The sequence below is a fragment of the Solihabitans fulvus genome (assembly GCF_008386585.1).
GTDB lineage: Bacteria > Actinomycetota > Actinomycetes > Mycobacteriales > Pseudonocardiaceae > Solihabitans > Solihabitans fulvus.
In genome coordinates this window covers 13,571-40,560 of the sequence record NZ_VUOB01000036.1, presented here as the reverse complement: position 1 = coordinate 40,560, position 26,990 = coordinate 13,571, and the positions used below count along the sequence as shown (strand labels likewise).

General features: G+C 71.7%; 23 protein-coding genes and 1 pseudogene. 14 read left to right on the top strand and 10 right to left on the bottom strand.

What is annotated here, in order from left to right; genetic code table 11:
- The first annotated feature begins 8 nt into the window (after positions 1-8).
- Complete coding sequence (locus F0L68_RS20235; RefSeq protein WP_223198976.1) at positions 9-668, top strand: TNT domain-containing protein; 660 nt, start codon at positions 9-11, stop codon at positions 666-668.
- Positions 669-680: 12 nt separating this feature from the next.
- Here F0L68_RS20235 and F0L68_RS20230 read toward each other — a convergent pair whose 3' ends face one another.
- Positions 681-2,105, bottom strand: a complete 1,425-nt coding sequence (locus tag F0L68_RS20230; protein ID WP_223198975.1) for a pyridoxal phosphate-dependent decarboxylase family protein — start codon at positions 2,103-2,105, stop codon at positions 681-683.
- Between the two features lie 259 nt (positions 2,106-2,364).
- Here F0L68_RS20230 and F0L68_RS20225 point away from each other — a divergent pair.
- Both F0L68_RS20225 and F0L68_RS20220 read left to right on the top strand, forming a co-directional pair.
- Positions 2,365-4,180 (top strand): annotated as a pseudogene (locus F0L68_RS20225) (GTP-binding protein).
- A gap of 416 nt (positions 4,181-4,596) precedes the next feature.
- The gene (locus tag F0L68_RS20220; RefSeq protein WP_149851187.1) at positions 4,597-6,927 is read left to right on the top strand and encodes a M4 family metallopeptidase; all 2,331 of its coding nucleotides are present in this window, start codon (positions 4,597-4,599) and stop codon (positions 6,925-6,927) included.
- A gap of 115 nt (positions 6,928-7,042) precedes the next feature.
- Here F0L68_RS20220 and F0L68_RS20215 read toward each other — a convergent pair whose 3' ends face one another.
- Entirely contained in the window at positions 7,043-7,543 is a 501-nt protein-coding gene (locus F0L68_RS20215) for an Lrp/AsnC family transcriptional regulator (protein ID WP_188316695.1), read from the bottom strand.
- A gap of 128 nt (positions 7,544-7,671) precedes the next feature.
- On the opposite strand from F0L68_RS20215, the gene F0L68_RS20210 reads away from it, so the two are divergent.
- Both F0L68_RS20210 and pip read left to right on the top strand, forming a co-directional pair.
- Entirely contained in the window at positions 7,672-8,715 is a 1,044-nt protein-coding gene (locus tag F0L68_RS20210) for an agmatinase family protein (RefSeq protein WP_149851185.1), read from the top strand.
- Positions 8,716-8,762: 47 nt separating this feature from the next.
- Positions 8,763-9,719, top strand: coding sequence for a prolyl aminopeptidase (gene pip, locus F0L68_RS20205; RefSeq protein WP_149851184.1), 957 nt, complete (start codon positions 8,763-8,765; stop codon positions 9,717-9,719).
- Positions 9,720-9,784: 65 nt separating this feature from the next.
- Here the strand turns inward: pip and F0L68_RS20200 are convergent, their stop codons facing one another.
- From F0L68_RS20200 to F0L68_RS20190, 3 genes are all read right to left on the bottom strand, one after another.
- On the bottom strand, positions 9,785-10,732 hold the full coding sequence (locus F0L68_RS20200) for a 5'-3' exonuclease (RefSeq protein ID WP_149851183.1): 948 nt from the start codon (positions 10,730-10,732) through the stop codon (positions 9,785-9,787).
- Positions 10,733-10,806: 74 nt separating this feature from the next.
- Positions 10,807-11,712, bottom strand: a complete 906-nt coding sequence (locus F0L68_RS20195) for an NAD-dependent epimerase/dehydratase family protein (protein ID WP_149851182.1) — start codon at positions 11,710-11,712, stop codon at positions 10,807-10,809.
- Between the two features lie 101 nt (positions 11,713-11,813).
- The gene (locus tag F0L68_RS20190; protein ID WP_149851181.1) at positions 11,814-12,410 is read right to left on the bottom strand and encodes a class I SAM-dependent methyltransferase; all 597 of its coding nucleotides are present in this window, start codon (positions 12,408-12,410) and stop codon (positions 11,814-11,816) included.
- Between the two features lie 359 nt (positions 12,411-12,769).
- On the opposite strand from F0L68_RS20190, the gene F0L68_RS20185 reads away from it, so the two are divergent.
- Entirely contained in the window at positions 12,770-13,945 is a 1,176-nt protein-coding gene (locus F0L68_RS20185) for a macrolide family glycosyltransferase (protein ID WP_223198974.1), read from the top strand.
- Positions 13,946-14,022: 77 nt separating this feature from the next.
- On the opposite strand, the gene F0L68_RS20180 is transcribed toward F0L68_RS20185, so the two are convergent.
- On the bottom strand, positions 14,023-15,972 hold the full coding sequence (locus F0L68_RS20180) for a S53 family peptidase (protein ID WP_223198973.1): 1,950 nt from the start codon (positions 15,970-15,972) through the stop codon (positions 14,023-14,025).
- A 347-nt stretch (positions 15,973-16,319) separates the two neighbouring features.
- Here F0L68_RS20180 and F0L68_RS20175 point away from each other — a divergent pair, with 347 nt between their 5' ends.
- Positions 16,320-16,574: a Smr/MutS family protein gene (locus F0L68_RS20175; protein WP_149851179.1), complete on the top strand. Its 255-nt coding sequence runs from the start codon at positions 16,320-16,322 to the stop codon at positions 16,572-16,574.
- Positions 16,575-16,583: 9 nt separating this feature from the next.
- Here F0L68_RS20175 and F0L68_RS20170 read toward each other — a convergent pair whose 3' ends face one another.
- The gene (locus tag F0L68_RS20170) at positions 16,584-17,177 is read right to left on the bottom strand and encodes a hypothetical protein (RefSeq protein ID WP_149851178.1); all 594 of its coding nucleotides are present in this window, start codon (positions 17,175-17,177) and stop codon (positions 16,584-16,586) included.
- Between the two features lie 153 nt (positions 17,178-17,330).
- Complete coding sequence (locus tag F0L68_RS20165) at positions 17,331-18,050, bottom strand: alpha/beta hydrolase (protein ID WP_149851177.1); 720 nt, start codon at positions 18,048-18,050, stop codon at positions 17,331-17,333.
- Positions 18,051-18,131: 81 nt separating this feature from the next.
- Between F0L68_RS20165 and F0L68_RS20160 the strand changes: the two genes are divergently transcribed.
- The 3 genes from F0L68_RS20160 to F0L68_RS20150 are packed head-to-tail and all read left to right on the top strand — an operon-like array spanning position 18,132 to position 20,298.
- Positions 18,132-19,070 (top strand): hypothetical protein, encoded by a 939-nt coding sequence (locus F0L68_RS20160; RefSeq protein WP_149851176.1) that lies wholly within the window; start codon positions 18,132-18,134, stop codon positions 19,068-19,070.
- Positions 19,067-19,474, top strand: a complete 408-nt coding sequence (locus F0L68_RS20155) for a GntR family transcriptional regulator (RefSeq protein ID WP_149851175.1) — start codon at positions 19,067-19,069, stop codon at positions 19,472-19,474. The genes F0L68_RS20160 and F0L68_RS20155 overlap by 4 nt, the downstream gene beginning before the upstream one ends.
- A gap of 41 nt (positions 19,475-19,515) precedes the next feature.
- Complete coding sequence (locus F0L68_RS20150) at positions 19,516-20,298, top strand: alpha/beta fold hydrolase (RefSeq protein WP_149851174.1); 783 nt, start codon at positions 19,516-19,518, stop codon at positions 20,296-20,298.
- A gap of 140 nt (positions 20,299-20,438) precedes the next feature.
- Here F0L68_RS20150 and F0L68_RS20145 read toward each other — a convergent pair whose 3' ends face one another.
- Positions 20,439-21,992, bottom strand: a complete 1,554-nt coding sequence (locus F0L68_RS20145; RefSeq protein WP_149851173.1) for an alpha/beta hydrolase — start codon at positions 21,990-21,992, stop codon at positions 20,439-20,441.
- A 189-nt stretch (positions 21,993-22,181) separates the two neighbouring features.
- Between F0L68_RS20145 and F0L68_RS20140 the strand changes: the two genes are divergently transcribed.
- The 4 genes from F0L68_RS20140 to F0L68_RS20125 all read left to right on the top strand — a co-directional run bounded on the left by F0L68_RS20140 (position 22,182) and on the right by F0L68_RS20125 (position 25,913).
- Positions 22,182-23,333, top strand: coding sequence for a M24 family metallopeptidase (locus F0L68_RS20140; RefSeq protein ID WP_149851172.1), 1,152 nt, complete (start codon positions 22,182-22,184; stop codon positions 23,331-23,333).
- Positions 23,334-23,397: 64 nt separating this feature from the next.
- The gene (locus tag F0L68_RS20135) at positions 23,398-23,853 is read left to right on the top strand and encodes an Lrp/AsnC family transcriptional regulator (protein WP_149851171.1); all 456 of its coding nucleotides are present in this window, start codon (positions 23,398-23,400) and stop codon (positions 23,851-23,853) included.
- A 2-nt stretch (positions 23,854-23,855) separates the two neighbouring features.
- Positions 23,856-24,302: a hypothetical protein gene (locus tag F0L68_RS20130; protein ID WP_149851170.1), complete on the top strand. Its 447-nt coding sequence runs from the start codon at positions 23,856-23,858 to the stop codon at positions 24,300-24,302.
- A gap of 102 nt (positions 24,303-24,404) precedes the next feature.
- Positions 24,405-25,913: a glycosyltransferase family 39 protein gene (locus tag F0L68_RS20125; RefSeq protein ID WP_223198972.1), complete on the top strand. Its 1,509-nt coding sequence runs from the start codon at positions 24,405-24,407 to the stop codon at positions 25,911-25,913.
- A gap of 30 nt (positions 25,914-25,943) precedes the next feature.
- On the opposite strand, the gene F0L68_RS20120 is transcribed toward F0L68_RS20125, so the two are convergent.
- The gene (locus tag F0L68_RS20120; protein WP_149851168.1) at positions 25,944-26,867 is read right to left on the bottom strand and encodes an AraC family transcriptional regulator; all 924 of its coding nucleotides are present in this window, start codon (positions 26,865-26,867) and stop codon (positions 25,944-25,946) included.
- Positions 26,868-26,990 lie beyond the last annotated feature (123 nt).

The window sequence follows — 26,990 nt, the reverse complement described above, 5'->3', positions numbered from 1 at the left end:
TGGGTTGGTTGAGCCGGTCACTGGTCGCGTTGGCCGGGGTGGCACTCGTCTTCGTCCCGTTGGCCCCGGCGGCTGACGCCGCTCCGTCGGCGGGCACCGCGGAGACCGCTGCCTCGGAGTGCTCGGCCACCTTCTTCGACGGCGACCGGCGGCTCGGCCCCGAACAGCTGCCGACCTCGGGCCAGGTCGGCGCGGAGCTGGTGGGCTACCGGCGCACCGGGGGACTTACCCCGCAACAGTTCCTGGACACCTACTACGACCCGGCGGGCAACGGTGGCACCGGCGGGTGGCGCTACCCGCCGGCCAACGGCTACGTGCTCACCCCCGACGGCCGGCCGGTGGAGACTCAGCTGGCGTTGTTCCCCGGCCAGAACATCGACCGCTACGGCAGCGAGTACGGCTCGTTCCTGGCCCCCGAGTGGCTGCCCTACGCGACGAGGTCCATTCCGCCGCAGAGCCTGGACAGCACGCCTCCGGAGGGCTGCAACTACCACGTCTACCGCGTGCTGCGGTCGTTCGAGGTGCACGCCGGGCCGATCGCGGCCTGGTTCGCGCAGCCCGGCGGCGGCCTCCAGTACCAGCTCGACGGGGCACTGCTGCCCGGTGCGCCGGCGACGCTCAACGTGTTGTGGCTGCTGAACAACGGGTATCTCCAGCGCCTGCGCTGACGGTGCGCGCGGTCACTCGATCCGGTCGGCGATCTCCAGCAGGACGTCGGCGATCAGGTCGACGTCGGCCTCGGTGGTGCGCCAGTTGACGATGGCGGGCCGGAACGCCACCCGGCCCCGGTGCACCGTCGTGCCGAAGTACACCCGACCGTCGGCGAGCACGGCCTCGCCGAGGCGCGTGTTCAGCTCGTCCAGCTGCCGCTCGGTGCGGCCGGGCCGCCGGTGGCGGAAGCAGACGATGTTCAGCGGCGCCTCGGCCAGCAGTTCGAGGTCCGGCTCGCGCTCGACGCGGCGCGCGAACCGCGCGGCCAGGCCGACGTGGTGCTCGACCAGCTCCCGGTAGCCGGCGCGCCCGTAGGCCGCGAGCGTCGCCCACACCGCGAAGGCGCGCGACCGCCGCGAGTTCTCCGGGCCGAGGTTGCCGAAGTTCGGGTGCGGGTCCGCCGCGCCGGGCAGGTAGGGGCCGGTGTTGGTGAACACGGACCCGAGCAGGCCGGGGTGCCGGACGAAGGCGAACCCGCAGTCGTAGGGCACGTTCAGCCACTTGTGTCCGTCCGAGATCACCGAGTCGGCGCGGTCGACGCCGTCCACCAGGTGCGCGGTGCGTGGGGACACGGCGGCGAACAGGCCGAACGCGCCGTCCACGTGCAGCCAGGCGTTGTGCCGCTCGGTCAGGTCCGCCATCCGAGCGACGGGATCGAACGCGCCGGTGTTCACCTCGCCGGCGGTGGCCAGCACGATCGCGGGCGCGCCGTCGAGCGCCGCCAGCCTGTCGCGCAGCTCGGCCAGGTCGAGCCCGCCGGAATCGTCCTCGCCCAGCCGCCGCACGGTCGAGCGGCCGATGCCGAGCACGCCGAGCGCCTTCACCGCGCTGGAGTGCACATGCCCGCTGGCGAACACGGGGACCTGCGACAGCCCGGTCAGCCCGTCCAGGTCGACGTCCACGCCGTGCTGCTGGCCCCACCAGCGCCGGGCCGCCGCGAGCGCGGTGAGGTTCGCCGAGGTTGCGCCCGTGGTCAGCAGGCCGTCCCACTGGTCGGTCAACCCGAACAGATCGGCCAGCCAGGACACGGCGACGGTCTCCAGTTCGGTGCCAAGCGGCGAGCCCGCCCACGCCGCCGCGTTCTGGTCCAGCGCGCTGGCCAGCCAGTCCGCGCCGAGCGCGGCCGGGGTGGTGCCGCCGGTGACGAAGTGGAAGAACCGAGGTCCCGACGCGCGGACGGCCGCCGCTGTCGCCGTCTCCGCGAGCCGCGCCACGGCCTTGACCGCGCCCTCGCCGACCTCGGGCAGCGGCCCGCCGAGGCTGGTCGCGCCGTTGCCGACACCGGCCGGCCGGACCCGGTCGGTGTCGAGGGCGGCGACGTACTCGCGGGCGCGCAGCGCGGCCAGGTCGAGCACCGCGTCACTGTCGTCGGGCAGGGGGCGCTCGGTCGGCACTGGGGCTCCTTGATCGTCGGTTCCCCCGACCATGGCAGCGCGCCTCGAGCGGGCTCAACGGCCAATGAGCGGAAAGTGGCCGCGCGTCCAGATCAGTAGCCGGGAAACCCGCCGCGCCGGCCGTAATTCGGTTGCCCGCGCGGCGACCGCTCTGTTGTCGTTGCGGCGACAGCGAAGCGAGAAAGGGAGCCGACGATGCGCACAGCGTTCATGCCCGTCCGTCAGGGAATCGCCATCCACCCGGGAGACATGAACGTTCGTGAGCACACTGAACTTGGGCATTCTGGCGCATGTCGACGCCGGTAAGACGAGCCTGACCGAGCGGCTGCTGCACACCGTCGGCGTCATCGACGAGATCGGCAGCGTCGACGACGGCAGCACGCAGACCGACTCCCTCGCGCTGGAACGGCAGCGGGGCATCACGATCAGGTCCGCCGTCGTCTCGTTCGTCGTCGACGGCGTCGCCGTCAACCTGATCGACACGCCCGGCCACCCGGCGCGACCTCGGCACGCGCCACGCCGCCTGCCCGACCTTCGGCCCGGCCGACACGGCCTTCACCGCGCGGCTGACCGAGGCGCTCGCCGAGCACGACGACGCGATGCTGGCCGCATACCTGGACAACGGGCCGCCCGTGCCGTTCCGCCGACTGCGCGCCGAGCTGGCGGCGCAGACCGGACGGGCGCTGGTGCACCCGGTGTACTTCGGTTCGGCCAGCACCGGAGCCGGTGTGGCGTCGCTGATCGCCGGTGTCACCGAGTTCCTGTCGACGTCCGACGGAGCCGCCGACGGCCCGGTGTCCGGCACGATCTTCAAGGTCGAACGCGGAGCGGCGGGGGAGAAGATCGCCTACGTGCGGATGTTCTCGGGGACCCTCCGCACGCGCGACCGGCTGCGGTTTCGCCGTGACGACGGCGCCGACCGTGACGACCGCGCCGCCGCCGACCACGGCCGGGAGGGCAAGGTCACCGCGATCCGCGTGTTCGAGCGGGGCTCGACCGTGCGCGGTCCGTCCGTGGCCGCCGGGCGGATCGGCCTGCTGTGGGGGCTGGACGACGCGCGGATTGGCGACGCGGTCGGCACGCCGCGCACGACGCCGACGCGTCACCAGTTCGCCCCGCCGACGCTGGAAACGGTCGTGGTGCCGGGCGGAGGCGGGGACAGAGGAGCGCTGCACCTCGCGCTCGCGCAGCTCGCCGAGCAGGACCCACTGATCAACCTGCGGCAGGACGACAGCAGGCGGGAGCTCTCCGTGTCGCTGTACGGAGAGGTGCAGAAGGAGGTCATCCAGGCGACGCTGGCGGACGACTTCGGCATCGACGTCACCTTCCGCGAGTCGACCACGATCTGCGTCGAACGGCCGGCCGGCACCGGGGCCGCCGTCGAGACGATGCACCGGGACGCCAACCCGTTCCTGGCCACCGTCGGCCTGCGCGTCGAGCCTGCGCCGACCGACTCGGGCGCGCGGTTCCGGCTCGCCGTGGAGCTCGGGTCGATGCCGGCCGCGTTCTTCAAGGCCGTCGAGGACACGGTGAAAGAGACACTGCGCCAAGGGATCCACGGCTGGCAGGTGCTCGACTGCGTGGTGACGATGACGCACGCGGGCTACGCGGCCCGGCAGAGCCATTCGCACGGCGTCTTCGACAAGAGCATGTCGAGCACGGCGGGGGACTTCCGCAACCTGACGCCGCTGGTCCTGCTGAGCGCGCTGAAACGGGCCGGCAGCACCGTGTTCGAGCCGATCCACCGGTTCCGCCTTGAGCTCCCCGCCGACACGCTCGGCCACGTGTCGCCGGTGCTGGCGCGGCTCGGTGCCGTCCCTGGGACACCGGTGCCGCGCGGCGCGTCCTGCGTGCTGGACGGCGACCTGCCCGCGGCCGCCGTGCACGGGCTACAGCGACAGCTGCCCGCGCTCACCCGGGGCGAGGGCGTGCTGGACTGCGCCTTCGACCGCTACCGGCCGGTGCGCGGCGCGATCCCGACCCGACCGAGGTCCGACCACGACCCGCTCGACCGCGACGAGTACCTGCTGCGCGTCCTGCGCCGGACCAGCACGACGCGCCGCGCGGACGCGTGAGCCACCCTGCGCCGCTCACAAAGAATTCCGCCACCACTCGGGAGTGCAATATTTGCGGCCGGTCACGCGGTTTCACGTTCGATTTCCTGACACGTCGGTAACATTGCAGTCGGCCCGGCCATCCAGACAGGCAGCTGGCCGGTTTGATATCGGTTTTCGTTCCGGTTTCCGGGCCGCACCGCGTCGCCCGACTGGCCCAACTGTGCAGGTCACGCGAGAGCAGCAAGTCAAGAAGATGTCAAGAAGCGCGCCGGGAAAAGTGATATAGAAAAGTCATTAACTGGGTTTATGGCCAGCTTTTGGCGGCATATGTGAAGCCGAATACTTCCGGTGATGTGTGTCGATACAGTTCGTCTGCTGTTAATAATGTTGACCGTCCGAGTTCTCGGTATCCCCTGCATGCCCGAGGAGCAGGCGTGAAACGCACAATCGGCCTTACCCTGGCCGCATTCCTGACAGCGCTGTCCGTCCAGGCCGTGATCGGCACTGCGCAGGCTGCGCCAAGCGGTCAGCCATCAAGCCCATCGACCAACCCGACCGCACTGGCCGTCGCCGCGGCGGACCACGCCGCGGCGTCCGGCCTCGACGCCCTGCGCAAGGGCCCCGACGAGCAGTTCAACCGCCGGGCCGTCTACAAGGGCGGCATCCCCGGTCACCGGGACCTCTACTACGTGTCCTACGACCGGACCTACCGCGGCCTGCCCGTCATCGGCGGCGACGCCGTGGTCGCCACCGACGCGGCCGGCAACACCCTGGACACCGTCGCGGCGGACAAGGGCGACATCGCCGTGAACACCGCGGCCACCGTCACCGACCAGCGGGCGGCGGACATCGCCAAGGCCCAGCTGTCCCAGGTGACCAAGGTGGTCAGCAACACCCTGTCCGTGCTGGCCGGCGGCAGCGGCACCCTGGTCTACGAGACCGTCGTCTCTGGGTACCGCAACGGCGTGCCCAGCCGACTGCACGTCTACGTCAACGCCAACACCGGCAAGGTCGAGGGCAGCCGGGACGACTCGGCGGCCGGCAGCGGCACGAGCCAGTGGAACGGCCCGAACCCGCTGCACCTCGACACCAGCAACAACAGCACGGTCGACTCGACCCGCCCCGGCCTCCAGTGCGTGGACCTCTCGACCAGCCAGCCCTTCACCGAGAGCAGCAACTCCTTCGGCGACGGCAACGCCTCCAACCGGGAGACCGGCTGCGCCGACGTGCTGTGGTCCACGCAGCACGAGTGGGACATGCTGAAGAACTGGTTGGGCCGCACCGGAATCGACGGCAACGGCAACGGCTTCACCGTGATGGTCGGCCTCGACCAGGTCAACGCCTTCTGGACCGGCGACCACATCGAGATCGGCCACAACCAGGCCGGCCAGTGGATCGGCGCGATGGACGTCGTCGGCCACGAGCACGGCCACGCCATCGACCAGTACACCCCCGGCGGCGCCGGCTCCGAAGCCGGGCTCGGCGAGGGCACCGGCGACATCTTCGGCGCGCTGACCGAGGCCTACACCAACGAGCCAGCGCCGTTCGACACGCCCGACTACACCGTCGGCGAGAGCGTCAACCTGACCGGCAACGGCCCGATCCGCGACATGGCCAACCCGTCGCGGATCAACAACGACCCCAACTGCTACTCGAGCGCGATCCCCGGCACCGAGGTGCACGCGGCGGCCGGCCCGCTCAACCACTGGTTCTACCTGCTGGCCGAGGGTTCCGCGGCCAGCCCGACCTGCAACAACTCCACCGAGACCGGCATCGGCATCAAGGCGGCCGGCCAGGTCTTCTACAACGCCATGCTCCTCAAGACCTCGGGCATGACCTACTTCAGGTACCGCACCGCCACCCTGAAGGCGGCCAAGAACCTCGACCCGACCTGCGCGCAGTTCAACGCGGTGAAGGCCGCGTGGAACGCGGTCAGCGTGCCGGCGCAGTCGGGCGACCCGACCTGCACCGGCACCCCGGGCAACGACTTCAGCCTCGCGCTCAACCCCAGCGCGGGTTCGGTGCAGGCGGGCTCGTCGGCCACCTCCCAGGTGTCGACGACCACCACGTCCGGTAGCGCGCAGACCGTCGCGCTCACCGCGTCCGGCCAGCCGAGGGGCGTGACCGTCTCCTTCGACCCGTCGTCGGTGACCTCGGGTGGGACCTCGACCATGACGGTCGCGACCAACGCGAGCGTCGCGGCCGGCACCTACACGATCACCGTGCAGGGCGCGGGCACCGTGAGCCACACGGCGACCTACAACCTGACCGTCGGCGGTCAACCGCCGACGGACGACTTCTCGGTCACGCTGAACCCCGCCAGCGGTAGCACCGCGGCGGGCGGCTCGGTGACGTCGACGGTCGGCACCAGCACGACCACCGGCAACGCCCAGACCGTGAAGCTCAACGCCACCGGCCTGCCGACCGGCGCGACGGCGACCTTCAACCCGTCGTCCGTCACCTCCGGCAGTTCCTCGACGCTGACGATCGCCACGACCGCCAGCATCGCGGCCGGCACCTACAACATCAGCGTCACGGGCACCGGGGCCGGTGTCGTGCACGCGGTGACGTTCGCGCTGACCGTGACCGGCGGCGGACCCGGCGGTTGCGGCACCGTGCCCGCCTGGAGTTCGGCCCAGTCCTACGTGCCCGGCGACGAGGTGTCCCACAACGGACACAAGTTCAAGTCGACCTGGTACTCCACCGGCGCCGAGCCCGGCGCGCCCGGCTCGTGGGCGGTGTGGCAGGACGAAGGGGCCTGCTGAGCTGACCTGAGCCAGCCAGCGGCGGTCACCCGGGGCATGTCCTGCCCGGGTGGCCGCCCTTGCTGTGCGCGCCTTCGCGTTGTGCCGGTGGGAAACTGTTGTGCCGGCGGGAAACTCAGGTGGCCGCCATGCCGCCGAGCACGCTCTGCCGGCGCCAGTGCTCGAACACGATCGTCGTGTTGGTGCGGCGGACCTCCGGCAGCGCCTCAAGCGGGGCGATCACCGTCGCGAGCAGCTCGTCGGTCGAGGCGGCATAGACCTGGAGCAGGTAGTGGTGATCGCCGCTGACCTGCATCGCGGCCATCACGCGGTCCAGCGTGCGGCACGCCGCGAGGAACCGGCCGGTGGCCGCGCTCGACTGCTCGGCCAGTTCCACCGCGACCAACACCTCCAGGCCAAGCCCGAGCGCGCGCCGGTCCACGTCCGCGTGGAAACCCCGCACCACGTCGCGCTCGCGCAGGCCCTGCACGCGCATCAGGCAGGTGGACGCGGGGATGCCCACCGACTCGGCGAGGGCCGCGTTGGTCGTCCTGGCGTCGTCGGCCAGCGCCCGCAGGATCCGCACCTCCTGCTCGGACAGCGCGGCCTGCTGTGGAATCCACGATCCGTCGGCCATTTCATGTCTCCATCTCGCAGAAACTGCGACACAAGCGCCATTTGGTGGGGCTTCCGCAGCATCCTTGCAAGAGTCCGGACGAAACTGCAACATTTCGGCAGGGTTGTCGGATCGACGAGGGAGCGCGCATGACCGGGGATCGTCGGGCCGACCGGGGGCTCACCCACCTGCGGCCGCCGGGCCTGGTCGTCCGCTCCGGCTTCGAGGACCGGTACGAGACCGAGGCCGCGGACTGGCTGCTGCCGTGGGACTTCGACTCGCCGCTGGACGTCGGCATCGTCGGCGCCGGCCTGCCGGGCACCTCCCTGACGCCGAACGGCGCGTACGGCGCGCCGGACGCCTTCCGCTCCTCGCTGGCCGGATTCTCCACCTACAGTCCCGATTTCGACGTCGACCTCGCCGAGCTCGTCGTCCGCGACCTCGGCGACATCGCGACGCCGACGCTGGACCCGCTGGAGGGGTTGCGGCGCATCGACGAGACGACCGGAGTGCTGCGCTGCCAGCCGGAGAACTTCTTCCTGATGATGATCGGCGGCGACCACTCGGTGACCGCGCCGGCCGCGAAGGCGTTCGCCCGCGCGCATCCCGGCGAGCGGTTCGGCCTGATCCACTTCGACGCGCACAACGACGTGCGGGTCATGGACCACGGGCCGACCAACGGCACCCCGATCCGTCAGCTGCTGGAGTCGGGACTCGGCTTCGACGGCGCGAACCTGGTGCAGATCGGCATCCACGGCTTCATGAACGCCAGCTACTACAAGCGATGGGTGCAGGGCAGGGGCGGCACCATCTTCACCGGCCGCGAGGTGCGCAGGCGCAGCATCGAGGACGTGCTCGCCGAGGCCCTGGAACGGGCCTGCGACGGCGTGGACGCCACCTACGTCACCGTCGACGTCGACGTGCTGGAGTCGGCGTACGCGCCGGGCACCGGGGCCGCCACGGCCGAGGGCATCCACCCGATGGACCTGTACGAGGCCCTGTACCTGTTGGGACAGCACCCCAAGGTCGCCGGCATCGACTTCGTCGAGCACGACCCGGTCAGCGATGTCGCCGCGCTCACCGGGCGCACGATGACCTCGGCGGTGCTGACGTTCCTGTGCGGATACTTCCTGCGCACCAAGGGTTCCGGCGGCTGGCGCGGCTACGACCCGACGCCGGTCACCGAGTTCTGAACCGGAGGCGTTTCGGACCGGCGGCGCGACGGCGGAAAGGCGGCGGCATGGACGAGCTGTATCCCGAGATCGAGCCCTACGACCACGGCATGCTGGAGGTCGGCGACGGCAACCAGGTCTACTGGGAGACCTGCGGCAACCCCGCCGGCACGCCAGCGGTGTTCCTGCACGGCGGCCCCGGCGGCGGCTGTTCTCCGCGCCACCGCAGGATGTTCGACCCCGACCGCTACCGGCTGGTGCTGTTCGACCAGCGCGGCTGCGGCCGCAGCACACCCGACGCCGCGCTGCCGGAGACCGACCTGACCGCCAACACCACCGAACACCTGCTCGCCGACATCGAACTCCTGCGCGCACACCTCGGCATCGACCGCTGGGTGGTGTGCGGCGGGTCGTGGGGCAGCACCCTGGCGCTGGCCTACGCCCAGGCGCACATCGACCGGATCAGCGCGCTGATCGTGGCCGGCGTGTTCACGGCGCGCGCCAGCGAGCTGCACTGGTCCTACGGCGGCGGCTCGGCGTTCCTGTTTCCCCAGGCGTGGCAACGGTTCCGCGACGGGGCGCCGCCGGGGACGGCGGACGGGGACCTCATCGAGGCCTACCACCGGCTGCTGTCCGACCCCGATCCGCAGGTGCGCGAGCGGGCCGCCGTGGCGTGGTGCGAGTGGGAGGCGGCGACGGTGTCGCTGCGCCCGCGCGACGGGCTCCTCGAGGAGCTCACCGACCCGGAGTTCGCGTTCGGCTTCGCCAGGCTCGTCACGCACTACTTCCGCAACGCCGCCTGGCTCCCGGAGGGTGCATTGCTGCGGCAGGCTGACGCGCTCGCCGAGGTGCCCGGCGCGATCGTGCAGGGACGCTGGGACTTCCAGACGCCGCCGCTCACCGCGTGGGAACTGCACCTTGTGTGGCCGCGCGCCGAGTTCACGATGGTCGAGGACGCCGGGCACAGCGCCGAGGAGCCGGCCGTGGCCAAGGCGATGATCGAGGCCACCGACCGGTTCGCCTGAGCGACTGTCGTCCTGTCTCAGGTCTCCAGCACTGTCTCAGGTTTCCCGCACGACCAGTTCGCCGCCTACCTCGCCGAGCGTTCCAGCGCGGACACGAGCCTGCCGACCGAGCTGCCAAGACCCCACCGCCTGCCCAGCTCCGTCAACCGGTCCGGGTCGGCGGGTCGGCTCGGCACGACGTCGGAGCGGTCGACGGTGACCGGCGCGTCCACGGCCACCCGCACCACGGTCGGCGCGACCGCGAGGTAGTCCTTGGCGGCGATGAGGTTGTTGCGCACCTTGGTGGTCAGCACCCGGTCGCGCGGGTCGTAGACGGCCGCGAGCAGCGCGTCGAGCGAGCCGAACTGCGTGATCAGCTTGGCCGCGGTCTTCTCGCCGACGCCGGCCACTCCGGGCAGCCCGTCGGAGGGATCGCCGCGCAGCGCCGCCATGTCCGCGTAGGCCGGGCCGGCGTTGCTCTCCGGCAGCGCGTAGCGGGCGGCCAGCTCGACCGGGCCGAGCACCTCGGCCTTGGCCCAGCCCCGCCCGACGTAGACCACCCGCGCCGGCGTCGGCTCGTCCCGAACGACCTGGAACAGGTCGCGGTCGCCGGTCACCACCTCGACCGGGTCGACGCTCTCCCTGGCCGCCAGCGCGCCGATCACGTCGTCGGCCTCGTAGCCCGCCGCCTCGGCGGTGGCGAGCCCGGCGGCGTCGAGCAGGTCGAGGATGATCGGCACCTGCGGCGTCAGCGTGTCGGGCACCTCCTCCTCGCTGCCGTCGCCTGCCTCGGCGACCCGGTGCGCCTTGTAGGAGGGCAGCGCGCTGACCCGGAACTCCGGCCGCCAGTCCGCGTCGAGGCACGCCACCAGGCGACCTGCCCCGCGTTCGGTGATCACCCTGGTGACCGTGTCGGTGAACCCGCGCACCGCGTTGACCGGCAGGCCGTCCGGCGAGACCATCGACTCGGGCAGGGCGTAGAAGGACCGGAACCAGAGGCTGGCCGAGTCCAACAGGACCAGGGGTGCGTTCACGACGCAGAGCCTGCCAGGCGGCCACGACACTCTCCAGTCGACCCGCGTGCTCTCAGGCGAGATCCCGTGTGGTCTCAAGCGAGATACGGCTTGAGCACGTCGTCCAGCTGTGTCGCGCGGAGGCCGAAGGTCCGCTCGGTCACCGTCGAGTCCAGCATGGACGGGTCGGCGAGCAGGTACTGCATCTCCCGCAGCTCCGCCATGATCTCGTTCGTCGAGAACATGGCGTCCAGCTCCTGGTCGGTCATCCGGTGCAGGGTCGCGGCGGGGGAGCCGGCCAGCTCGGCGAGGCGGTCGGCCAGGTGGCGCGCCGAGAGGTGCAGGGAGGGCACGTGCCACGCGCGGCCCCACGCCCGCTCGTCCGCGCCGATGGTGACCAGCGCGCGGGCCACGTCGTCGACGCAGGTCCACGTGCGGGGCGCGTCGGGGTCGGCCGGGAACCAGGCGGGCTCGCCGGCGAGCACATGCGGCGCGATCATCAGGTTGAAGTTCGAGAGCGCGCCGACGCCGAGGAACGTGTCGGCGCGGACCTCGGTGACGCGCGCGCGGCCGGCCTCGTGTGCGGCGAGCGCGTCGCGCCACATCGCCGCCCTGACCCGGCCCTTGGCGCTGTTGGGCGCCATCGGCAGGTCCTCGGTGCTCGGTCCGGCCACCGGTCCGTACCCGTAGGTGTTGCCCAACATCACGTAGCCGACGCCGGTTCGCTCCGCCGCGGTGAGCAGCGCGGCGGCCAGCGACGGGAACTCCGCAGGCCAACGGTGGTAGGGCGGTGCGGCGCAGTTGGTCATGGTGTCGGCCCCTTCGACCAGCTCGGTGAGCCGGTCCGCGTCCGTGGCGTCGGCGGCGACCAGCTCGATCAGGGCGTGCTCTGGGCCGGTGCCCCGGCGGGTGATGAGGCGGACTTGCTCGCCGGAGTCCGCGAGCAGGCGGGCGGTGGCGGCGCCGGTGGCGCCGGAGCCGAGGACGACGTGGAACGACATGACGGACCGAACCTCTCTACACGCCGCATGGCAACTACACGGCGTTCAGTATCGACACGTCGTAGAGTAGATCATCTCGGTCGGGTGTCAAGCGGCCCCCGTCACCGCCGGGTGATCGTCGCGAGCCAGGACTCCACCGCCCACTCCTCCCCGTGGTCGTTGAACGGGAGCACCTCGATCACGGCAGGCACGATCTCGTCCACCCGCCAACCGTCCGCGAAGCACGCCCTGATCTCGCCCTGGGTGACCCTGCGCGGGCCCCAGTCGCCGGGCTGCCGGTCGCTGAAACAGAGCAGGAAGTACCGGCCGCCGACGGCCGTCACCGCGTGCAGGGCGGCCGCGAACCGGGTCCGCTCCGCGTCGTCGAACACGTGGAACAGCCCGCAGTCCAGCACGGTGTCGAACGGTCCGCCGACCCCGTCGAGGGTGAGTGCGTCGCCGACCACGAAGCGCGCGTCCAGCCCGCGCGCCCGCGCTTTGTCCTCGGCCCGCGCGATCGCGGTCGGCGCGGAGTCGACCCCGGTGGCAGACAGGCCGAGACCGGCCGCCAGCAGCGCGTGCTCGCCGGTGCCGCAGCCGACGTCGAGCACGCTGCCGCGCAGCGCGCCAGCCTCGGCGAGCGGCACGAACGCGCCCTGCGGGCGGCCGATGTCCCACGGCGGCGTGGCGTCCCGGTACATCGAGTCGAATGAGGTCATAGCGTCTCCCTCGGGTTGTCGCGGCCTGCGGCCGGGCGGGCGGAGGCGAACCGCAGGGGATGCCCGATCAGGATTTCAGCTTTCGGCGATGTCGGCCCTGCGACGTGCGGCGGGGGTCGCCACGGCCGGCGACGCGCGACCGGCGCGGCGGAAAGGGATTGGCCGCCGGCAGTCTCGGTGAGCTAGGGTCGGATTCATGATCTTTGTTGCATTCGCGTTCACGCGCACCCGTCTCGCCTGACCCGGCGCGACCGCAGGGCCGGCCCGCCACCGGGCGGCCCCACCGAGCCATTCCCCTTTCCGGGAGTCAACTCCTGCGCGCCGTCGGACACGTCTTTTCGAGCATCCGACAGGACACCATGCGTACCTCCAAGCACATCGCCATGATCGGCTGCACCGCGCCGAGCCACGTCTACCCCTCGCTCGGCCTCATCGGCGAACTGGTCGCCAGGGGTCACCGCGTCAGTTACGCGGTCGGTGAGACCCTGGCCGACCTGGTCCGGCCCACCGGCGCCGAGGTCATCGCGCATCCATCGCTGCTGCCGACCGGGGACGCCGGCTGGCCGGACGACCCCGGCACCGCCATGCGGATCTTCCTCGACGACCAGATCGCGGCGCTGCCGCTGCTGACCGACCGCTTCGACGACGACCGGCCCGACCTGCTGCTGCACGACATCGGCGGCCTGGCCGCGCCCGTGCTCGGCGCGCGGTACGGCGTCCGCCCGGTGCAGCTGTCGCCGACGCTGGTCGCGTGGGACGGCTACGAGCAGGACATGGCCGAAATCCTCGACGCCATCAGGACATCGGAGTCCGGGCGCGACTACCACGCGACGTGCACGGCCTGGCTGCGGGACAACGGCATCGAACGGGAGGCCTGGGACTGGCTCGCGCGTCCCGACGACGTCCTCTCGCTGATCCCGAAAGCCATGCAGCCCAACGCGGATCGCGTGCCGGCCGGCGTGCGGTTCGTCGGGCCGTGCCTGGATCCCGCGCGGCTGGCCGACCGGAGTTGGGCACCGCCGACCGACGGCAGCCGCGTGCTGCTGGTGTCGTTCGGCACCGCCTACAACGACCAGCTCGACGTCTACCGCGCGTGCCTGACGGCGTTCGCGGACTCGGACTGGCACGTCGTGCTCGCGGTCGGCCAGCACGTCGACCCGGTCGACCTCGGTCAGGTCCCGGTCGGCTTCGAAGTGCACCGCACGGTGCCGCAGCTCGCGGTGCTCGCCTCGGCGTCGGCGTTCGTCACGCACGCCGGGATGGGCGGCTGCGCCGAGGCGCTGTGGTTCGGCGTGCCCACCGTGGCGATTCCCCAGGCGGTGGACCAGTTCGGCAACGCCGCGCTGCTCGACCAGCTCGGCGTCGGCCGGCACCTGCCGGCCGCCGAGGTCACTCCGGCGACCCTGCGGTCCTTTGTGGACGATGTGGCCGCGTCGCGAGACGTCGCCGCGCGGCTGGCCGAGATCCGCGCGGCGGTGCGGGCGACCGGCGGCGTCGACCGCGCGGCCGACGCGGTGGAGTCCTTCCTGGACTGAGAGCTCTGAGACAACGGCGGCGGCCGGCTCGCGAGGAGCCGGCCGCCGCCGTCGGCCGTGCGGAGATCAGCTGGACATCAGGACAGCGCGAGGAACCAGAAGCCGTTCGGCGTGCCGAGGCCGGTCACGTCGTCGTAGCCGCGCGCGGTCGAGATGGCCAGGCCGGGGTAGTCGAACGACCGCACCGTGGTCCGGAGGCCGCCGGTCGCGTCCAGCCCGTTGACGAAGTCGACCCGCACGTCGGCCTGGCTGACGTGCTGGACGTCGGTGATGGCCGGGGTGTGCGAGGTGACCTTGTACAGCCACGGGTTGATGAAGCCGTGCCGGAAGTGCGTGAACTGGTCGGACACCGCCATCATGCCGGCGAACAGCGGCGAGGACAGGCTGGTGCCGCCGATCCGGTACTCGTCGTAGTGCACGCCCTCCGGGGCGGGGAACGTCTGCGTCTCACCGACGAGGAACCCGGTGTTGGGGTCGCCGAGCATCGAGATGTCGGGGACCACGCGGCCGCGGTTGGTGCCGGTCTGGTTCTTCGCGGCGAGCGCGTCGGGCACGACACCCTTCTGGTAGAAGGGCTCCGGGAACAGCCGGCTGGTGCCACCGCCGGAACCGTACTGGTAGGCGCCGGGGGCCGACGGGGTGTAGACGCCGCCGGACAGCACGCTCCTGCCGGTCTCCCAACCGGTCTCGAACACGCGCTTGCCGTCCTTGCCGATGCCGAGGCTCGTGCCGCCGACGGCGGTCACCCACGGGCTCGACGCGGAGAAGTCGGGCGAGGCGGTGCCGATGGTGGAGACCTCGTCGCCGTTGTCGCCGGAGGAGAAGTACACGCCGATGCCCTCGAGGGCGGCCTGCTGCGCGATGCTGGAGAACGCGTTGACCTCGTCGGCGGGGACGTCCTCGCCCTGGTTGCCGTAGGAGTTCGAGACGATCTGCGCGAGGTTTTTGGAGACGACCTCGTTCAGCGCCTTGTCCAGCGACAGGTCCTGGCAGTCCGAGCCGCCAACGTAGAGGATGTTCGCGCCGGGCGCGGTGGCGTGCACGGCCTCCACGTCCAGGGTCTCCTCGCCGTACCAGCCGGAGGCGCCGCAGGCGTCCTCCTGCGTCGGGTCGGTTTCCGGGAAGACGAGTTGGTTGAACTGCTCCTTGCGCAGCGGGTGCGCCGCGTCGTGCCTTGCGGCGTACTGGCTGGCGTCCTCGTAGATCGTCGGCGAGGCGAACGCGTCGATGATCGCGACGGTCGTGCCCCTGCCGTCGAAGCCCCAGTTCACGGCCTGGTCGAGGCCGTAGACCGAGCGAATCTGGGCGGGCTGGTAGCCGCACGGCGAGTAGTTCAGCGGCGAGGGGAAGCCGCCGCCATAGGTCGGGTCGGTCGTGTCGACCTTCTCGCCCCAGTAGGACGAGCACTGCGTGGAGTTGCGGAGGCCGTCCGGCGGAGGCGCGATGGTCGGCTTCGTGGTCGCCTTGCCCTCGTTGGCCTTGGTGGTGGTGTCGTTGCTGGTTACGTGCGACGGCTTGAGCAGGTTCAGCGCCTGGTCGACGCCCACGACGCCGAGCACCTGCGGCGCGAGCGTGGCCGGCACCGACAGGTTGCGGTCGGCCGCGCGCAGCTTCGCGCCCTTCACGTCGTACTTGGCCAGGTTGACGCCGAACACGTGCTGCACCTGGTCCACCGTGCCGGTGGCCTCGACGTACTGGTTGTTCGCCGGCACCGAGCCGACGGTGATGCCGGCGGAGCCGAGCCAGCCGCGCACCGCGTCCACCGTGCGGCGCTCGGGCGCGTAGGCGGCCCTGACCTGGTCGGTGGTGAGGTAGTGGCGGAAGGCGGAGCTGCTCGGGTCGGACACGGCCCGCGCGGCCGCCTCGGCGCCGGCCTGGTCACGCAGCTTCAGGTAGACCCGGAAGGTGAGCTTGCTGGCCGGGGCCGCGTCCGCGACCTTGGCCTGCGGGGTGGCCCACGACGGCTTGGAGTCCGGGATCGAGGCGCGGTCGGAGGCTGCGGCCGAGGACGGCAACGCCCCGGCCATACCTCCCACCACCGCTAGCGCCAGAAAGACTGTTGGCATTCTTCGCACGGCTTGTCCCCTTTAGCCACAGCCGACAGCTCTGCCGGCAGGTGATCGACAGGCTAGACCGCCTCCATCCCTTCACGGCACCACGATTTTTTAACTTCGACTCGTTCGATCGCTGTTTATGGAAACATCGCGGGCCGCGTTCCGCGCGCCGAACCGCGCTCGTGGCACGGACGGTGACCAGCCACGATCACCGAATGTCAACACTGAGGTGTTTTACGCGTTCGCGGCGTGGTAACGCGGACTCGACGCAGACCGACACCTGTCGGTAACGACCATTTCCGGGAGGTTTGCCGCATCGCATGAAGCTGAAGCTCGATCTGCACGACATCTACAACCGGGGTCAGGATATCGACAGGGCACTGAAAGGGATCATTGACGAAGCGGTGCGCACGAAGGCCACCCTCGTCGAGATCATCCCCGGCAAGGGTTCCGGCCAACTCAAGAAACGCGTGCTGCGGTTCCTGGACCAGCGCGAGATCAAGCAGCTGTACCACCGGGTGGAGAAGGACTCCAAGAACTTCGGCCGGGTCTTCGTGCACTTCAGGTGGAAGTGAGCGGCGGGCTCAACCCTGGTCGAGGTGCTGCCGCTGGAACGTGTCGTAGGCGTCGATCACGTCGCCGTTGAGCGCCACGAACGACTCGATGCGGGCCGACGCCGCCTTGACCAGCACGATCAGCACGTCGAGCGCCGCGTCGCCGCGCAGCGCCGCGAGGCCCTCGGTGACGAGCTGGGGGTCGTCAGTGGCGAAGCCGGTCAGCAGCGTCGTGGTCAGGTCGATGGCCAGGCGCCAGTCCGCCGCGTCCTGGTCCGTCCCGGTCGGCCTGGCCACGGGCGGCTCGATGACGACGCCGGGCGGCAGCGCGCCGCGCGGCAGGCCCTCCAGGATGATGCCGACCAGCACGTCCACCGCGATCAGGGCGTCCGCCTCGGACCGCAGGATGCGCTGGGCGATGGTGATCGCGGTGGCCACGTCGCGGGTGGAACAGGCGCCGACCGCGCCGTGCGCGAGCGAGCGGGCGCGGGCCGCGACCAGCTCGACCAGCGGCACCCCGGGCGCAGCCGGCCGCGGGTCCCCGTTGAGCTGGCTGGCCACCTGCCAGGTTCCAGCGGCGATGTAGTCGGCGATGGGGTCGCCACCGGTCGACGGCTCTGTCATCGGTTGTCCAATCGGCGGATACTCCGGCCCGCGCGCCGGGGAGGAGCTCTGCCGGCACAGTCTAAGCGGATTGGAAACGCTGCGGGGTCAACTGGCTACCCAAAGTCACCGATTTGAGGCGTTGGATGGTCGCCGCACCAGTTGGCCGCGGCCTCAGAACAGCTCGGCGAAGACCCGGTCCAGGGCCCGTTCGACCGCCTTGCGGGACTCGTCGGTGTGGTCGAGGTGGTCGAAGCCGTGCTGCCCGTTGGGCACGTCGATCACCTCGAGGTTCGCATCGTGCGCCCTGGCCGCGTCGACGAACGGGCCGATGGTGGCCGCGATGTCCGCGCGCTCGAGTCCGACGGTGGTCAGCACGATCGGCAGCGAGCCCGCCCCGGCGACCGCCTCTGTCGGCCGGAACCTGGGGTCCACCGTGCGGTCGGGCAGCTCGTCGAGCACCGGGTAGGTCGCCGCGACGCAGCGCAGCCACGACGGCGGCTCGCGCAGCCAGTCCGACATCAGCAGGCCGCCGCCGGAGAAGAACCAGATCGCCACACGGTCGGGATCCACCCTGGAGTCCTGCCTGGCCGTCTCCACCGCGTCCGCCACGTCGCGCGCCGCCTGCGGGTAGTCGGCCGAGGTGTGCAGCCGGTGGTCGACGGTGACCGCGACGGCCCTGCGGGCGACCGCGGCGGCCGCGTAGCCCAGGTACACGGGCCAGTCGCGGGGCGTCGGCTCCAGGTTCGCCGGGATGGGGCCGCCGTGCACGAAGACGACGGCGGGCAGCTGCCCCGTCACGCCGGGCGGGTACACGTCGACGCGCTCGTGCCGCTCGCGTGCTGCTGGGGTCACCGGGAGGACGAACGGGCTCAGATACGCGGGACGGTTCACCGCCGCAGGTTACCCCGGCGATCTTGGCTTGACGGCCGTGTCAGGATTGTATCGAGAGCTTGTTACAAACGGGAGTTGCCGATGGCCGGACTGGGAGCACTGTTGCCGATGCCCGTTCTCATCGCCGTGCTGGCCGTGGTGCTGTGGCCGACGCGCCGGAGAAGCCGACGGGTGCTGCGCGCCTGGGGCGTCGTCGACCCGACCGACGAGCAGGCGCATTCGGCGCTTCGGTACCTCGCCGTTCGCCGCGCGCTCTACGTGCTGTTCCTCTTCGTGATCGGCCCGCTCGTCGCGCGCCTGCTGCCGAGACTCGACCAGTACCAGTGGGCGGCGTACGCGCTGTTGGCCGCGCTGCTGCTCGGCGAGCTGACCGCCACCCTGCGTCCGGTGCGCGGCGGCACCAGGGTGGCGACCCTCGTCCCGCGCACCTGGCGTGACCTCGTGCCCGTCTGGGCGGTCGTGACGCATGCCCTGTTCGCGGTGCTGGCACTGAGCTTCGCGGTGTTCGTCCTGGTCTCGCATCCGGCGGCGATGCGGGTGGCCGCGGCGTACGACTGGATCGACTACGCCAGCGGTCGTGGGACGGTGGACACCAACGGGCACCCGGTGCGGTTCAACGATCCCCGGCCGGACCTCCTGGACCAGTCGCTGCCCTGGCTGGTGATCGCCGGGGTGCTGCTGACCGTGATCGCCGTCTACGGCCTGGTCTGGCTCGCCGTGGTGCGCCCGGTCGTCGGCGACCCGCAGGCCGACGCGGCGCTTCGGGTCCGCAGCGCCAGGGTGATGGTCGGCATCGGCGTGATGGCCGCAGCGCAGTTGCTGGTCACCGCGCTGCATCGCGCGACGGGCCTGGCGGATCCGATCGTGAGGGTGTCGACGCTGCCGTCCTGGCTTGCCTGGCTCAGCTCGGTCACCTGGTCGGACCTCATGTGGGTGTTGTTGGTCGGGACGATGTGCTGGGTGGTGATCGCGATACCGATGCGGCCTCGCGCGCTGCGAGCAGTGCGGGCGGCGGGATGACCGCGCCGCGCATCGTCGTCGACACCGAGAGCGGCGTCGCGCCGTGGCGGCAGGTGCGCGACCAGATCGCCGCGCTGGCCGGTGGCGGCGCGTTGCCCGTCGGCGCGCGGCTGCCGCCCATCCGCCAACTCGCCCGCGACCTCGGCCTCGCCGCCGGCACCGTGGCCCGCGCCTACCGGGAACTGGAGAGCGTCGGGGTGATCCGCACCGCGCGTCGGCTCGGCACGGTCGTCGCCGAGCCGCCACCGGGGCAGGCCGGGCCGCCCGACCGGCGCGCTGCGGAACTGCGGCAGGCCGCAGCCAACTACGCGACCACCGCGCGGGCGCTCGGCGCGGACGTGGAGGCCGCGGTCCTCGCGGTGCGTGCCGAGTTCGCCGGCCCGAACCACGTTCGTCCGCAGTGATCCACAATGGGTCCCGGCCACGTCGAGACGGGAGGAACGCCGTGCGGACACAGCAGACCCGCGTCCCGGTGTCGGGCGGGGGCAGCCTCTGGGCCGAGCGCGCCGGCGAGGGCACGCCCGTCGTGCTGCTGCACGGCGCCGGCATGGACAGTCGGTTGTGGGACATGGTGTTTCCCGCGCTCGCCGGCCGGCACACCGTCGTCCGCTACGACGCCTGCGGCCTTGGCCGCTCGACGCCGCCCACCGAGCCGTTCCGGGACGTGGCCGACCTGCGCGCCGTGCTCGACCACTTCGGCCTCGACCGCGCCGCGCTGGTCGGCATGAGCCTCGGCGGCGAGACGGCGCTGGACTTCACCGTCGCGCACCCCGACCGGGTCGCCGCGCTGGCCCTGGTCGGCAGCTCGGTCAGCGGCCACACCTGGCCCGAGGCACCGGACCTGGTCGCCTACGGGGCGGCCAACCGCGAACGGGACGCCGGGCGCCTCGCGGAGCTGGAACTGTCGATCTGGGCGCCCATGGGCGTCGCCGCGACCGGCGGCGAGCTGATCGCGACCATGATCGCGGACAACGCGCGGCGCCGGGTCGCCGGTGAACACGGCGCCGTCCACCCCGACCAGGACGCGGTGACCCTGCTCGGCCAGGTCACCGCGCCGACGCTGGTCGTGCATGGGGACCAGGACCACCCGGAGATCGCCGCGATCGCCGCCCGGCTCGTTGCCGGCATTCCCGGCGCGCGCGGCGAGGTGGTGCCCGATGCCGACCACTACCTGCCGCTGCGCGGCCCGGAGCGGCTCACCGACCTGCTCCTCGCACACCTGCCGTGACTTCGAATCAGGTCTGCGTGCGATCGTCCTAAGTGGACAGTCTGAAAAGGACTGACTACGAATCGAGGCCGTCGAGCTCCTGTGGGGAAACGACAAGAGGCCGGCCGGGCGCGCACCCGACCGGCCCCTTGGTGTTCGGGTCAGGAACCCCAGCGTGGGGTCGCGGACTCCGGCAGGCCGGGCACCTGCGGGACGGCCGTCCGCGCCTGGTTGGCGGGCGGCTCGACCGCGGCGCAGTGCGTGCCGCGTGCCGGTGTCTTCCCGGTGATCAGGTAGTTGTCGGTCGCGTCGACGACGCACTGGCTGTGCTTGAAGTAGGAGCCGTGGCCCCAGCCGTCGTAGGTGAGCAGTGCGGCGCCGCTCTGCTGCGACGCGGCCTGGCCCCACTCGTACGGCGTGGCCGGGTCGTACCGGCTGTTGAGCATCAGCAACGGCGGCGCGCCGTGCACCGAAAGGCGGTGCTGCGGGTTGTTCACCTTGGCCGGCCAGCCGAGGCAGCTGGTGGCCGCGGACCAACCCAGCGGCGAGCGCTTCATGTCCGGAGCCACGGCCAGTTCCAGCCCGATCCGGTAGGCGTTGAGCTCCCAGTAGTTGTGCACCGGCAGCCGCCAGTCCTGGCAGAACACGGACTGGAACGCGTCGGGGACGGCGTCGGCGGTCGGCGCGGCCGCGCGCAGCGGCGTCGCCGTCGGGGCGCCAGCCCGCAGTGCGGCCAGCTCACTGGCCAACCGCGCCCAGCTCGGCCCGTAGAAGGCGCTGGTGGCGGCGCCGAGCAGGTCCATCGGCGCGATCTTGGTGCCGCTGGCCGGGTCGGTCAGCGTGCCCTTGCTCGCCCTGTCGTAGAGGTCGGCGAAGATCGCCCGAACGTCCTGGCCGTGCAGCGCGCAGCCCTCGGTGCGGTCGCACCAGGCGACGAACTGGTCGAAGTTCTCCTGCGCCGAGGTGCTCTCCGACCGCAGGAAGCCCCAGGTGGTGGACTGGCTATGGTCCATGTTGCTGTCCAGCACCAGGGCGCGGACGTGCGTCGGGAACGTCTCCGCGTACTGCTGGCCCATCAGCGTGCCGTAGGAGACGCCGTAGTAGGTCAGCTTCTGCTCGCCAAGCGCGGCCCGGATCGCGTCCATGTCGTGCACGACGCTGACGGTGTCGACATGCTCGAACAGGGGGCCGGTGTGCGCGCGGCAGCTCTCGCCGAGCGCCTTGTTGTGGTCGAGGAGCTGCTGGAACTCCTCGGGGCTGTGCGGGACGACGGGGAAGGGCGCGGTCTCCTCGGCCAGGCCGCACAGCACGGGGTGGCTGTCACCGACACCGCGCGGGTCGAACCCGACGGTGTCGAACTGCCGGGTGATCGCCGGCGACAGCGTCCACCCCTGCTTGACGGAGATCGCGCCGGGGCCGCCGGGACCGCCGGGGTCCATCAGCACGGAGCCGATGCGCGCGGCCGGGTCGGTGGCCTTGCGGCGCGCCAACGAGATCTGGATGGTGTCGCCACCGGGCTTGGACCAGTCGATCGGAACCGTCACCGTTCCGCAGTCCACGCCAGGCGCGTCGGGACAGGGTTTCCAGTCGACGGTGCTCGCCGGCGCCGTACTGCCGGTCGGGTTCGCCTGCGCTGCCTCGGCCGGCGCGCCCGTCAACGGAACCACGGCGGCCACGCCTATGGTGGCCACCAACAGTTTGAGACTGTGCCGCATGAAAGATCCCCCTTTCGCGGGTCGAACCGGACCATGCCAGAACGGGACCGGCGCCACATCCGCCGGAAGTCGTGCGGCGATACACCTCTGTGGGTGGATGCGCTGGGCGGCGAATCCTGCCCGGGAACCCGGCGACGAAGGTCAAACCGGGTACAGCGCCCGACGCCGCGGACGACTAGGCTTTCCGCCATGTCGACGACCCCCAGCACCGAAACCGAGGCCCTGCGCGCCCGCCTCGACCGCACCGGAACCGCCGCCGCGACAGCCGGTGTCGACGCGCTGCTGGTCTCGCCGGGGTCGGACCTCCAGTACCTGATCGGCATCGGCGGCGAGTCGTTCGAGCGGCTGACCTGCCTCGTGCTGCCCTCGGCCGAGTTCGGCGGCGTCCCGGTGCTCGTGGTGCCCAAGCTGGAGCAGCCGGGATACTCGGGCGTGCCGACCGCCGAGCTGGGCATCGAGGTCGCCACCTGGGTGGACGGCGAGGACCCCTACAAGCTGGTCACCGACCTGCTGCGGCGGTCGGGCGACACACCCGGCCGGGTCGCCGTCGCCGACATGATGCCGGCGCTGCACGCGGTCCAGCTGCGCGGCGCGCTCGGCGACGCCGACCAGGTGCTCGCCGGGCCGGTGCTGCGCGAACTGCGGATGCGCAAGGACAGCACGGAGATCGCGGCCCTGCGCAGGGCGGGCGCGGCGATCGACCGGGTGCATGCGCGGGTCGGCGAATGGCTGCGGGCCGGCCGGACCGAGGCCGAGGTCGGCGCCGACATCGCCGCCGCGATCGTCGCCGAAGGGCACACCAGGGCCGCGTTCGTGATCGTCGGGTCGGGGCCCAACGGCGCCAGCCCGCACCACGAGCTGTCCGACCGCGTCATCGAGGCGGGCGACGTGGTGGTTGTCGACATCGGTGGCCCGATCGCGGAGGGCTACAACTCCGACAGCACCAGGGTGTACTCGGTCGGCGAGCCGAGGCACGAGGACGTGCTGTCGACCTACGCGGTGCTCAAGGCCGCGCAGCAGGCCGCCGTCGACGCGGTCCGCCCCGGCGTGACCGCCGAGGCCGTCGACCAGGCCGCCCGCGAGGTCATCGCCGACGCCGGCTTCGGCGAGTTCTTCGTGCACCGCACCGGACACGGCATCGGACTCGACGTGCACGAGGATCCCTACATCGTCAGCGGCAACGACCTGACGCTGGAGGCGGGCATGGCGTTCAGCATCGAGCCCGGCATCTACCTGCCCGGCCGGTGGGGCGCGCGGATCGAGGACATCGTGGTGGCCACGGAGGACGGCGTCGAGTCGCTGAACAACCAGCCGCACGACCTGGTGGTGCTGCCCGCGTGAACGAGCTCGCGAGTGAACCGTTCGGCCCTCTCCCGCGCTCGACGAGCGTCAGTGAGGAGAGGGCGTGACGAACACGAGTCTGGAGCCGACGGACCGCGCGATCCTGCGCGAGCTGGCCGTCGACGGCAGGTGCAGCTTCACCGACCTGGCCGAGCGGGTCGGGCTGAGCGTGTCGGCGGTGCACCAGCGGGTGCGGCGGCTGGAGCAGCGGGGAGTCCTGCGCGGCTACGCGGCCAGGCTGGACGGCGACCAGATCGGCCTGCCGCTCACCGCGTTCATCTCGCTGACCCCGATCGACCCGGCCGCCCCCGACGACTACCCGAAGCGGATCGAGCACCTGCCGCAGATCGAGGCGTGCTACTCCGTCGCGGGGGAGGAGTCCTACATCCTGCGCGTCCGGGTGGCCAGCCCGCTGGCGCTGGAGGACCTGCTGCGGCAGATCCGCGAGGTGGCCAACGTGTCCACCCGCACCACGGTCGTGCTGTCCACGCCGTATGAGGACCGGCCCTCGGCCGTCTGAGCATGGTCGACTCGAACCTGCTCGGGTACTGGTCGAGCCTTCCCCTCGACGGCGGCGGCAGCATGGAGACCGACGACATTGCCTTCCGCGCCGACGGGACCGGCTGGACCGAGTGGAGCCGCCTGGGCGGCCCGTTCCTCGTCACCCGATTTCGTTGGCGCACAACGGATGTCGGCCGGCTGGAAATCCGCACGCAGCTGCGCCTGTCCGGGAGCTGGCGGATCGACGGGCCGGCGGTCGCCTACGAGGTGGCCGAGCGGGAGACCGACGAGACCCTGCTGCGCCTGGCCTATGCGATCGGGCCGGCCGAGGGCGCGTACGGCGCCGAGGTGACGCTGCTGGAGTTCGACGAACCGATCGCCCGGGGCACCATCGGTTCGCAGTACGCGCTGACCGAGCGGGACATCGGCGCCGAGGGCGACCCGACCGCCGACACCGACGCGGCATAGGCGACGCGGCATAGGCGCTGCCGCCTCGACCGCGTCGGGACTTCACCCGGCAAGTGCGCCGTTTCCATGCCAACCGGACCAGTCGGGGCGCAGACTGTCGCCGTGACAACTGGGGTTCACCCGCGTGTCGCCGCGACCGTCGCCCTGCCCCGGTTCGCCTGGCGCGCGGTCGGCGCGGTCATGGTGGCGCAGGCCGCGGTGCTCACGGCGCTGTCCGGCCGGTACGGCTTCCACCGCGACGAGCTGTACTTCCTCGCGGCGGGCAACCATCCGGCGTGGGGCTATGTCGACCAGCCGCCGCTGACCCCGCTGCTGGCGCGCCTGTCGACGACGGTGTTCGGCGACACCCCGGTCGGGCTGCGGGTGGTCGCGACGCTGCTTGGCGCGGCGACCGTGCTGCTGGCGGCGGCGGCCGCGCGGGAGTTCGGCGGCGGGCGCGGGCCGCAGGTGGCGACCGCGCTGAGCACCGCGCTGTCCGGGTTCATCCTCGGCGTCACGCACCTGGTGTCGACCATCACCCCGGACCTGGTGGTGTGGCTGGCCGTCGGCGTGCTGGTGGTGCGGGTGCTGCGCACCGGCGACGGCCGCTGGTGGCTCGCGGTCGGCGCGGCGGTCGGCGTCGGTCTGACGAACAAGTGGTTGGTGCTGCTGCTGATCGCCGCGCTCGGCGTCTCGCTGCTGGCCGTCGGGCCTCGGCGGGTGTTGCGCAGCGGCTGGCTGGTCGCGGGGGCGGCCATCGCGCTGCTCGTGGCCGCGCCGATCGTGCTGTGGCAGGCGACGCACGGCTGGCCGCAGCTGACCGTGGCCGCCGGGATCAGCGCGTCGGACGGACTCAAGAACCGCGTGATGTTCGTACCGGACCAGCTGATCTACCTGTCGCCCGTGCTGGTGCCGGTGTGGCTGGCCGGGCTGCTGCGGCCGTGGCGCGACCCCCGGCTGCGCTGGGCGCGCGCGGTCGCGCTGGCGTATCCGGTGCTGTGCCTGGAGATCCTGCTGCTCGGCGGCAAGCCCTACTACGCGCTGCCGATGCTGCTGCTGTTCGTCGCGGCCGGCGCCGAACCGGTGCTCGACTGGCTCGCTCGCCGCCGCGCGTGGCGCTGGGCCTCGGTCGCGGCCGCCGTCGGGATCGTGGTGTCGGTGCTGATCGGGCTGCCGGTGCTGCCCGAGCGCGCGCTTGGCCCGGTGCTGGCGGTCAACAAGGAGTCCGGCGAACAGGTCGGCTGGCCGCGCTTCGTGGACACCGTCGCGGCGGCCTGGCAACGGATCCCGCCGGAGCAGCGCGGCACGGCCGTGATCCTCACGCGGAACTACGGGCAGGCGGGCGCGATCCAGCGCTACGGCCCCGAGCGCGGGTTGCCGACGCCGTATTCCGGCCACATGTCCTACGCGGACTGGGGACCGCCGCCGGACACGATGACCGGGCCGGTGCTGCTCGTCGGCCGCTTTCCGGACGACACGCTGCGGGTGCGGTTCGCGGACTGCCACGAGGTGGCGCGCAATGACAACGGCGTCGGCGTGGCCAACGACGAACAGGGCACGCCCGTCACGCTGTGCTCCCGGCCCGCGGAGCCGTGGTCGAGGTTGTGGCCGGGGCTGCGCCGTTACTACTGACCGTTCCCCTTGCCGCGCAACGAGATTCGGTCAGGAGGCGCGGTGCTGCCGCCGATATGTGCCCGGCGGCACGTCGTAGCGGCGCTTGAACGCCTTGGCGAAGGCGAACTCCGAGGTGTAGCCGGCGCTCTCCGCGATGCCGTGCAGCGTCGTGTCGGTGTCGCGGAGCAGGCGGGCCGCAGTGGTCATCCGCCATGTGGTGAGGTAGCTCAGCGGCGGCTCGCCGAGCACCGCGCTGAACCGGCGCGCGAAGGCCGCCCTGGACAGGCCCGCGCGGTCGCCGAGCGACTCGACCGTCCACGGACGGCCCGGTTCGTCGTGCATGGCGTGCAGCGCGGGCGCGATCACCGGATCGGTCAGGGCGGCGGCCCAGCCCTCGACGCGGTCCGGCGACTGCTCGTCGTACCAGGCCCGCAGGATGAGGACCAGCAACAGGTCGATCAGCGAGACGACGACGGCGTCCGACCCCGGCGTCGGCCGGACCAGTTCGGTGCTGAGCTGGTCGATGGCCGAGCGCAGCACCTGGTGCCAGCCGACGCGGGCCGGCAGGTGCAGCACCTCGGGCAGGTCGCCGAGCAGCGGATGGTGCCGCGCCACGTCGAGGTGGTAGGCCCCGCACAGCACGACCGCGCGGGCGCCCGCGCCCCCGACGGTGATCCGGCCGACGGGGGAGCCGGCGTCGTCCGGATCCGGCGTGAAGTCCCGGACCGGGCTCGCCGGGTCGTCGCACAGCAGGTGCTGGCAGCCCGAGCGCAGGAAGATGACGTCGCCGGGACCGAGCGGGACCGGCGGCCCGTCGGGCGGCACGAGCAGGCAGCTGCCCTGGAGCACCACGTGGAATCCGGCCCCGGCCACCGGGGGAAACCGCAGCCCCCACGGCGCGCGGGCGTCGGTGCGGACCGACGCGGGTCGGCCGGTGCGCAACGCCGAGAGCGTGTCGCTCAGGATGTCCACAATATGAGCGTAGCTCGGCCCGGCGGAGACGATCGGACAAAGAAATCAGATTGAAGCCTATGCACCGTCTCGCAAAGAATACGTATGGTGGACTTGGGTAACGGCCGACAGCGGAGTCGCCTG